10 protein-coding genes are annotated in these 9,612 nt (G+C 60.1%); 5 read left to right on the top strand and 5 right to left on the bottom strand.

From position 1 onward, the window contains the following. Positions 1-159 precede the first annotated feature (159 nt). Positions 160-540 (top strand): DUF1622 domain-containing protein, encoded by a 381-nt coding sequence (locus JHD62_RS20450; RefSeq protein WP_199104425.1) that lies wholly within the window; start codon positions 160-162, stop codon positions 538-540. Here JHD62_RS20450 and JHD62_RS20445 read toward each other — a convergent pair. From JHD62_RS20445 to JHD62_RS20425, 5 genes are all read right to left on the bottom strand, one after another. Then, entirely contained in the window at positions 531-929 is a 399-nt protein-coding gene (locus tag JHD62_RS20445; protein WP_045846409.1) for a hypothetical protein, read from the bottom strand. The genes JHD62_RS20450 and JHD62_RS20445 overlap by 10 nt on opposite strands. A 501-nt stretch (positions 930-1,430) precedes the next feature. Continuing rightward, positions 1,431-3,728, bottom strand: a complete 2,298-nt coding sequence (gene topA / locus JHD62_RS20440) for a type I DNA topoisomerase (protein ID WP_199104424.1) — start codon at positions 3,726-3,728, stop codon at positions 1,431-1,433. Between the two features lie 169 nt (positions 3,729-3,897). Then, positions 3,898-4,356 carry a DUF494 family protein gene (locus JHD62_RS20435; RefSeq protein ID WP_045846407.1) on the bottom strand — a complete coding sequence of 153 codons (459 nt, stop codon included), beginning with the start codon at positions 4,354-4,356 and terminating at the stop codon, positions 3,898-3,900. A gap of 41 nt (positions 4,357-4,397) precedes the next feature. After that, positions 4,398-5,480 carry a DNA-processing protein DprA gene (gene dprA, locus JHD62_RS20430; protein WP_199104423.1) on the bottom strand — a complete coding sequence of 361 codons (1,083 nt, stop codon included), beginning with the start codon at positions 5,478-5,480 and terminating at the stop codon, positions 4,398-4,400. After that, a complete protein-coding gene (locus JHD62_RS20425; RefSeq protein ID WP_045846405.1) occupies positions 5,477-6,514 on the bottom strand; it encodes a LysM peptidoglycan-binding domain-containing protein in 1,038 nt (345 codons plus the stop codon). The genes dprA and JHD62_RS20425 overlap by 4 nt, the downstream gene beginning before the upstream one ends. Before the next feature lie 125 nt (positions 6,515-6,639). Between JHD62_RS20425 and def the strand changes: the two genes are divergently transcribed. The 4 genes from def to JHD62_RS20405 form a co-directional block, all read left to right on the top strand. Further along, positions 6,640-7,143, top strand: a complete 504-nt coding sequence (gene def, locus JHD62_RS20420; RefSeq protein ID WP_045846404.1) for a peptide deformylase — start codon at positions 6,640-6,642, stop codon at positions 7,141-7,143. An 82-nt stretch (positions 7,144-7,225) separates the two neighbouring features. Next, on the top strand, positions 7,226-8,146 hold the full coding sequence (gene fmt, locus JHD62_RS20415) for a methionyl-tRNA formyltransferase (protein WP_199104422.1): 921 nt from the start codon (positions 7,226-7,228) through the stop codon (positions 8,144-8,146). Between the two features lie 34 nt (positions 8,147-8,180). Continuing rightward, positions 8,181-9,032: a zinc metalloprotease HtpX gene (htpX, locus tag JHD62_RS20410; protein WP_062788386.1), complete on the top strand. Its 852-nt coding sequence runs from the start codon at positions 8,181-8,183 to the stop codon at positions 9,030-9,032. Positions 9,033-9,144: 112 nt separating this feature from the next. Further along, positions 9,145-9,612: transcription antitermination factor NusB (locus tag JHD62_RS20405; protein ID WP_304506263.1), on the top strand; the 468-nt coding region annotated here is incomplete at its 3' end.

Below are 9,612 nucleotides of genomic sequence, written 5' to 3'. Positions count from 1 at the left end.
AGGCTGGAACCAGCGTCAGTTTCAGTAACAGCATGCGGTGAGGTAGGCTGGGTAATCTGATAGCATAACATGCTGCCTGCATGGTCAGGCGCTCAGCAGCTGTCGCTTGTCCGCCTTGTGTGTATGCTGGGCATTCCCCATCAAGCACAAGGAAAGCGCATGCTGTCACCTGCCGAATCCGGAGTGGAAGAACTGGTGCTCAATCTGGTGCTATGGCTGAAACTGGCGGTGGAAGCCAGCGGTGCCGTGGTGATCGGCATTGGCGTACTGGTGGCGGGAGTGCGCTACTTGCAACGCTGCTTTGAGCCGGGCATGGCGCAATACAACGCAGTACGGCTCAGCTTTGCCCGCTTTCTGGCACTGGCGCTGGAATTGCAACTGGCAGCCGACATCCTCTCTACCGCCGTGGCGCCAAGCTGGGACCAGATCGGCAAGCTGGCCGCCATTGCCGTGCTGCGTACCGCGCTCAACTTTTTCCTGGGCAAGGAAATCCGCGATACCGAGCACGAGGGTGAAGGACGGCGGACGGATCAGTCCTGAGCAGTCACGTGAGGCTGGCGGCGGTACAGATAGCCCGGGTAAACGCGGATGCAGCCACTATCGTCTTCTACCTTGCCGTATTCACCCACCAGCTCCCAACGGGCACCATCAGCCTGCAAAACGCGGTAAACCGGGCTGCCGGCCTGGTAAAACATCAGGTCGTTGCCGTGGAAATGGTCCAGCGGCAATAGCGGGTGCTGGCTGGGCAGCACCAGCAACATGGCGGCCGTACGTTCATCCATGTCCGCCAGTTGCTCACGGTCGGCCACTACCATGCCGCAGAATGCCAGCAGGAAGGCAATGGGAAGCATCAGCCAATGGCCGCTGGCCAGGCCAAACAGAGTCAGTACCGATGCGCCGGTAAAAAAGAAGCTGCTGTGTGTTTTCATGATGTGTGCTTTGCCGGGGGTAGCCCGTAAAACGACGAACGCCGCCTGTGATGGCGGCGGCGTATGGTTCGGAAACGATGTGGCCCGTCGCAAGAGCCGTCAGGCTGTTTAGCTGTTTAGCTGTTTACGGTTTAGCCTGATTTCCGAATTATATGGCGGCTTTTCTGAACCTGATTAATAAAATCAGGCCATTGCCAATGCTGATGGCGTAGCGCCTCTGCTTGCATGGTTTGGCTGCCATGGCCAAAAAAGCAACGCCACCCGAAGGTGGCGTCAGGCTGCTGACAAAACAATGTGTTGCGCTGGCGCAGGACCCGGCAAAGCCGGGCCTTCCGGCTAACTAATCGATTCCGCAGCCTTCCCTTCTACTCCCTATTCCCCGCCCTTACCCTGCCAATTGAAAAGGTAAGCCTCGATTTCCTTTCGGAAAGCGAGAAGATATTGTCAAAAAATAACGCCACCCGGAGGTGGCGTTATCTGGTGCAATCCGCTGGCGGGGCTTTATTCTTCCGCTGGCTTGGCTTCCGGCGGGGCAATCACCTCGCTGTAGCCGCATTCCTTCTGCGGGCAGACTTTCTCGGTACCTCGACGCTTGGTGGTCTTGATGGTGAGAATCGGCCAGTTGCACTTCGGGCAGGGCTCTGCCACCGGCGGGTTCCAGGTGGCGTACTTGCACTTGGGATAGGTGTTGCAGCTGTAGAACAGCTTGCCGTAGCGGCTCTTGCGCTCGATCAGGTGACCGGATTTGCACTCCGGGCATTCCACGCCGGTATCACGCGGCTTTTCCAGCGGTTCGATGTGCTTGCACTTGGGGTAGTTGGCGCAGCCGATGAACTTGCCGTAACGACCCTTCTTGATGTGCAGCTCGCCACCGCAGTCCGGGCAGACCCGGCCTTCGATCACCGTCGGTGCTTCGGCTTCTTCTGCCGCCTGCTCTGCGGTTTCACCGATATTGCGGGTGTAGTCGCAGTCCGGATAACCGGTACAGGCAATGAAGCGGCCACGCTTGCCAAACTTGATCGACAGGGGCTTGCTGCATTTCGGGCAGGCTTCGTCCAGGCTCTCGGTGGTGACTTCGGCGCGGGAGATGCTTTCCTTTTCGGCAATCTGCTTGGAGAAGCCTTTCCAGAAGCTGTCCATCACCGGCACCCACTCGCGCTGGCCGCTGGCGATATCGTCCAGCTGGTTTTCCAGCTTGGCGGTGAAGTTGTAGTCCACGTACTGGCTGAAGTGCTCAGTCAGGAACTTGTTGACGATGTCGCCGGTATCGGTGGGCAAGAAGCGTTTCTTGTCCAGGATCACGTACTCACGGTCTTTCAGCGTGGAAATGATGCTGGCGTAGGTGGACGGACGGCCGATGCCGAATTCTTCCAGTGCCTTCACCAGACTGGCTTCGGAGAAGCGCGGCGGCGGCTGGGTGAAGTGCTGTTCACCGTACAGCTTGTCCACCGGCAGGCTGTCGCCTTCTTCCAGCAGCGGCAGCTTGGCGTTGTCCTCGTCCTCGGCATCGTCCACGTCTTCTTCGTACACGGCCAGGAAGCCGGCAAAGGTCTGTACCTGACCGCTGGCGCGGAAGATGCCTTCACCCACGGTGATGTCCACGCTGGTGGTGTCAAACTTGGCCGGAGCCATCTGGCAGGCCAGGGTACGCTTCCACACCATGTCGTACAGCTTGAACTGGTCGGTGGTGAGGAAGGGCTTGACCGATTCCGGCGTGCGCAGGATGGACGTCGGGCGGATGGCCTCGTGCGCTTCCTGTGCATTCTTGGATTTGTTTTTGTAGGCAACCGGGTTTTTCGGCAGGAAGTCGTTGTTGAAGGTGTCGCCGATATAGGCGCGGATTTCTTCAACGGCTTCGTTGGCCAGTGCCACCGAGTCGGTACGCATATAGGTGATCAGACCGACCGTGCCCTGGCCGATGTCGATACCTTCATACAGCTGCTGCGCGGTACGCATGGTGCGGTCGGTGGTCATGCCCAGCTTGCGCACGGCTTCCTGTTGCAGCGTGGAAGTGGTGAAGGGCGCGGCCGGGCTGCGCGACTTCTTTTTCTTCTCGATGCTGGTGACAGTGGCCGGCTGGTCTTGCAAACGGGCCAGAATGTCGGCGTGTTCGGCATCGCCGGGAATGTCGAACTGGTCCAGCTTTTTGCCGGCAAGCTGGGTCAGCTTGGCGGAAAACTTGGTACGGCCCTTATGGCTGTCCAGATGCACCGACCAGTATTCCTGCTGCACAAAGGCCTTGATCTCGTTCTCGCGTTCGCAGATCAGGCGCAGCGCCGGGCTTTGCACCCGTCCTGCCGACAGGCCGCGACGGATTTTCTTCCACAGCAGCGGCGACAGGTTGAAACCCACCAAATAGTCCAGCGCCCGGCGTGCCTGCTGGGCATCCACCAGGTCCTGCGCCACTTCGCGCGGGTTGCCGATGGCTTCCAGCACCGCATTCTTGGTGATTTCGTGGAACACCACGCGCTGGGCGGTCTTGTCCTTCAGCAGCTTCTTGCTGTTGAGGATTTGCACCAGATGCCAGGAAATGGCTTCGCCTTCGCGGTCCGGGTCAGTTGCCAGGTAGACATGGTCGACTTCGGCCACGGCCTTGACGATGGCATCAACGTGTTTGCTGTTGCGGGCGATCAGCTGGTATTTCATGGCGAAGCCCTTTTCAGGGTCTACCGCACCGTTTTTCGGTACCAGATCGCGCACGTGACCGTAGGAGGCCAGGACTTCAAAGTCCGGTCCCAGGTATTTCTTCAGCGTTTTTGCCTTGGATGGCGACTCAACGATCAAGAGGCTGGAGGGCATGTTTTCGTTTCAGTGTGTACCGGAAACATCCGGTTGATAGCGGTTCTATCTATCAAATAAAGCAAGAGCGCAAATAAAACAAGAGCGCAATTGGCGCTCTTGTAAAAATTCCCTGCCGTAACTGTCAGGCGAGGCGGGATGGTAAGCCCGTAGCGCCAGCGCTGACAAGTCATTGCATGGTGGGTTCGCCATGAATGGCATCCAGCAGTTCTTCCCCCAACAGGATGGGCAGTTCCGCTTTTTGTGCCCACAGCACCATCAGTGCCACCAGCTTGGCCGAGCCGACATTGATATCGTCATCGGGTAGTTCGCACAGCCGGTCTATCACCATTTCCCGCTGCGATGGCGACAGCGCGCCGTGATCTTCCAGAAACTGGATCAGGCCGCGCACATCGGTGGGCAGGCGTTCCAGTTCGGCATCGGCGTAAATGCGCATGCCAACCGCGTCATCCGCGCTGGCATACAGGCCGTCAACCATATTGGCGACATTGTCCAGCCAGTCGAGTGCATCGTTGATTTCTTCGTCTTCGAAGCCGGCGGCTTCCAGCTGGCGCATCAGCGAGCCGCGGTCGCCAAAGGCATCCGGATCACGATACTGCTCGAACAAATAAGTGAGAACGTCAAACATCAGGTCTTCTTCAAATGAACTGCTACAGGGGCTGGTCCGGATCAGACCAGTCGCTGAACCCGTCCGCCGGGCAGGCTGGTCAGCTTGCCGGCAAGTTCCAGCTCCAGCAGCATCGCGTAAACCTCTCCCTGCGTCAACCCGAGTTGTGTTGCCAGCGCCTCGCTGCTCACCGGATCAAAGCCCATGATCGCCAGAATCGGGTCGTCCACCGGCTGATTTTCCCCTGCTGTTGCTGCCGGCGTGATCGGGGGCGAAGCCACCCGGCCGATTTCATCCAGCACGTCATCCACGGTTTCGATCAGGCGGGCACCATCACGCAGCAAGCGGTGACAGCCGCGCGCTTGCGGGTTGTGAATCGAACCGGGAACCGCCATGACCTCGCGCCCGCTTTCTGCAGCCAGCCGGGCGGTAATCAGCGAGCCGGAATTGATATTGGCTTCCACTACCAGACAGCCGCGGGACAAGCCTGCGATGATGCGGTTGCGGCGCGGGAAATGGCCGGCAACCGGACCGGCACCCAGTGGGAACTCTGACAAAATCAGGCCTGAGCGGCCGATCTGGTGGGCAAGCTCGCGGTTGCTGGCCGGATACACCCGGTCAATCCCGGTGCCGATCACGGCAATGGTGGAGCCTGATTCCTGCAAGGCACCACGGTGTGCGGCGGCATCAATGCCACTGGCTAGGCCACTGACGATGGTGTAACCGTGGGCGGACAGCTGGCGGGCAAAGTCCTCGGCGATCTGCTTGCCCGGCGGGGTGGCACTGCGGCTGCCCACCATGGCCAGCATCGGGCGTTGCAACAAGGCGCGCTGTCCGCGGGCAAACAGCAGTGGAGGCGGGGCCGCGGTTTCTGCCAGTACTTGCGGGTAATCGTCATCCAGCAGGCTCAGCAGGCTGCAATTCTCTTGTTCGGCCCAGGCGAGGGCCGCCTTGGCGTCTGCCTCGGCACGCCTCTCGCGCAGCGCCTGTGCGATGTCCTGCCCGATCAGCGGTGCGGTTTGTGCGGTGCTGGCCGCCAGCACATGGCTGGCGGAGCCAAAGGCGGCAATCAGCTTGAGAAAACCGGCCGGGCCTATGCCCGGTGTCAGGGCCAGCAGCAGCCAGTCTTCGTTCTGCTGGCTCATTCGCTTTCCGGCGAGTTGACCACATCCCCCACGCTGGCCGCGTCGGTGCTGTCCAGCACCAGGCCATAGGAAACCTTGTCAAATACGCGGTAGATGAAGATCTTGCCAATGCTCTGGCCCGGCAGGGTGACTTCTTTTTTCTCTCCATCCGCCATGATCAGGGTAACCGGCTTGGCGTTCTTGACGATGTTGAACACATCGCCCGGCTCCACCTGCTCGCGCTGGCCACGGTTGATCACTACGTTGGAGTACTGGGCCGCGCCGTCCACACCGTCATAAACAGAGATGATCTGCCCCTGGATATTGGCATCCGGGCTATGCGGCACATAGCTGACAAACTGGTCCCTGGGGGCCTTGATCAGGCGGTCGCCTACCAGAATCTCGCTGTTCACCTTGGTCAGGTGCATGGTCTGGATTTCTTCGCCCAGCTTGTCCACCACGGCATCACCGCCATACATCACCTCGTAGCCGAGGTTTTCCTTGGTGACCGGATCAATCAGTGGCTTGCTGGCACGGTACACCTGCCAGGTGCCGGTGCTGGCAACGCCATTGGCAAAAATGCGATCGCCAGAACCAAAAGCCAGACGTTCTCCCGGACCGGCCACCAGGCGCGGCGAGCTCAGGAATTCTTCTTCGTTCACCACCAGCGGACGGTAGAGGAAAGGCTCGATGGCCTTGGCCGGAATGCTGGCGATGGCCTTGTCGATGTCGGACATGCGGACCTGCGGCGACAGGCGTACATCGCCCTGACGGCCTTTTTCCAGCGTCAGGCGCGGTTGGCCGTTGACATAGGTCAGCACCAGTACGTCGCCCGGGTAGATCCAGTGCGGGTTCTTGATTTCGCTCTTGTTCATCTGCCACAGGCGGGGCCATTTCCATGGGCTCTTGAGATAACGGCCGGAAATACCCCACAGCGTGTCACCCTTCACCACGGTATAACGCGCCGGTGCGCCGGGCTTGATGGTCAGGGTATCGGAAAAAGCCGGGAGAGCCAGTCCCAGAGCCAAAGCAAGCGATATAATACTTTTACGCATGAAAAGTGCCCCAATATTGAGTGTAATGAGCGCCCGCGAGCGCTCCTTTGACAAACGAGCATGCGTCAGACATGTCTATTATCGATGTGCTGATGGCATTAAGACAACTTGGAGCAATAAAACCGATGGCGCTGCTGAACATTTTGCATTATCCGGATGCGCGTCTGCATACCGTGGCCACGCCGGTCGAGACCTTTGACGCTGCCTTGCAGACCCAGATCGACAACATGTTTGAAACCATGTACGAGGCCAAGGGTATCGGCCTGGCTGCCACCCAGGTGGACTATCACAAGCGGCTGGTGGTAATGGATATTTCCGAGGACCACAACGAACGCCGTGTCTTCATCAACCCGGTCATCATCGAAAAAGAAGGTGAAACCGTATACGAAGAAGGCTGCCTGTCGGTGCCGGGCATCTACGACAAGGTTACCCGGGCCGAGCGGGTCAAGGTGCGTGCACAGGATGCCACCGGTGCCCAGTATGAACTGGAAGCCGACGGCTTGCTGGCCATTTGCATTCAGCATGAAATTGATCATCTGGATGGCAAGGTGTTTGTCGAATACCTGTCCGAACTCAAGCAAGGCCGGATTCGCACCAAGCTGAAAAAGCGCGAAAAACAGAATATGTGATGAATGAATCTGTCCGGTACTGGTCGGACGGGGGATGTTGATAAAGACAGGCGCGTCCTGTCTTGCTGATTGCGGGTTGACGATGAAACTGATTTTTGCCGGTACGCCGGAATTTGCCGCGGCCGCGCTGCGCGCCTTGCTGGCCGCCGGTCATGAAATTGCCCTGGTGCTGACCCAGCCGGATCGTCCGGCCGGGCGTGGCATGAAGCTCAAGCCCAGTCCGGTGAAGGAAGTGGCGCTGGAGCACGGCTTGCGGGTGGAGCAGCCCTTGTCGCTCAAGACCGACGAAGCCCAGACCATGCTGCGCGAGATCGGTGCCGAACTGATGGTGGTGGCGGCCTACGGCCTGCTGCTGCCCAAGGCGGTGCTGGACATTCCGCCGCGTGGTTGCCTGAACATCCATGCGTCCTTGCTGCCGCGCTGGCGCGGTGCCGCTCCCATTCAGCGCGCCATTCTGGCCGGCGATAGTGAAACCGGCATCACCATCATGCAGATGGATGTGGGGCTGGATACCGGAGCCATGTTGTCGGTACATCCGCTGGTCATTACCCAGGACGATACCGCGGCCAGCCTGCATGACAAGCTGGCTGTGTGCGGTGCCGAAGCCATTGTCAGCACCCTGGCGACACTGGATGGCCTGAATGCGCAGCCGCAGCCGGAACAAGGCGTCACCTACGCGCACAAGCTGACCAAGGCCGAGGCCGAGGTGAACTGGCAACTGCCGGCCAGCGACATTGCCCGTGCCATCCGTGCCTACAACCCGGCGCCGGGCGCCTTTACCCAGCTGGCTGGCGAGCCGCTCAAGCTGTGGCAGGCCCATGCCATTGCCGGTCAGGCCGAACCTGGCCTGGTGGTGCGCGCGGATGCCGATGGCGTGGTGGTGGGCAGTGGCGAGGGGCTGGTGGTGCTGACGCAATTGCAAGCAGCAGGGGGCAAGCGACTGGGCGCACGCGACTTTGCCGCAGGCCGCGCCACGCTGACGGGAACCCGTCTGGGACAGTAAGGGTCTTTCACCGGTCACAGCAAAAGGAGGGTAAATGAACAATATGTTCAAGACGGCCATGCTGATGGCCGCGTTTGTCGCTTTTCTCGGTGTGATCGGCGCCCTCATCGGGGGCCGGAACGGCTTGATGCTGGCATTGTTGTTTGCCGGCGGGATGAATCTGTTTGCCTACTGGAATTCAGACCAAATGGTGTTGCGTATGTACAACGCCCAGGAGGTGGATGCCCGGTCGGCACCCGAGTTTTACGGCATGGTGGCCGAGCTGGCACAGCGTGCCGGCCTGCCCATGCCACGGGTTTATGTCATCCACGAAGAGCAACCCAATGCCTTTGCCACCGGGCGAGACCCGGAACACGCTGCCGTCGCAGCCACCACGGGCATCATGCGCATGCTGGACTATCGCGAGCTGCGTGGGGTGATGGCGCATGAGCTGGCGCATGTGCGGCATCGTGACACCCTGATTTCCACCATCAGCGCCACCATGGCCGGTGCGGTGTCGGCGCTGGCCAACTTTGCCATGTTCTTTGGCGGACGGGACGAAAACGGTCGACCGGTCAATCCGCTGGCCGGCATCTTGCTGGCCATCCTGGCGCCGCTGGCGGCCAGCCTGATCCAGATGGCCATTTCCCGCGCCCGCGAATTCGAGGCAGACCGCGGCGGAGCCGAAATTTCCGGCGATCCGCTCGCGTTGGCGGGTGCATTGCAGAAAATCGAGTACTACGCTCAAGGTATTGCCATGCCCACTGCGCAGGCCCATCCGGAAACCGCCCAGATGATGATCATCAACCCGCTGGCCGGCCTGGATGTGGGCGAGCTGTTCCGTACCCACCCGCATACCGAGGAGCGCATTGCCCGCTTGCACGCTATGGCGCGCGGCGTGGGCTGAACGTATCATGCGCATCTGAACGAACACACGGGCCGGTACCGCCAGACGGATACCGGCCGTTTTCATACGGCGAGAGCACAGTCCTCGCCGTTTGCCATTTCAAGGTTTTGACATGCATCGCATACAGCAACTGGCCGCCGAAGTGCTGTGCCAGGTGGAATCCGGCCGTACCCTGACCGAGGCGCTGGCCCAGGCCCAGCGCCAGGGCGCCGACCTGACTGCGCAAGAGCGCGCGGCCTTGCAGGACATTTGCTACGGCAGCCTGCGTCAACTGGCACGCCTGCGCTTCTGGTTGCGCCGACTGGTACCCAAGGCCTTGCCGGATGCCCAGCTGGAGCGGGTATTGCAGGTGGCTTTCTATCAGCTGGTATATACCCGGGCAGCCGATTACGCCGTCGTCAACGAGGCAGTGAAGCTGGCAGAGCGGCTGGCCCGCGGCAAGTTCAAGGCACTGGTCAATGGCGTGCTGCGCAACTTCTTGCGCCAGCGCGAGGAAATGCTGCGCCTGGCGCAGAAAGATCTGGAAGCTGCCACCAATCACCCGCGCTGGTGGGTGAAAGCCATCCAGCAGGCCTATCCG

Source organism: Aquitalea sp. ASV11, from assembly GCF_016429185.1.
Classification (GTDB): Bacteria; Pseudomonadota; Gammaproteobacteria; order Burkholderiales; family Chromobacteriaceae; genus Aquitalea; species Aquitalea pelogenes.
This window is presented reverse-complemented; position numbering and strand designations above follow the sequence as displayed.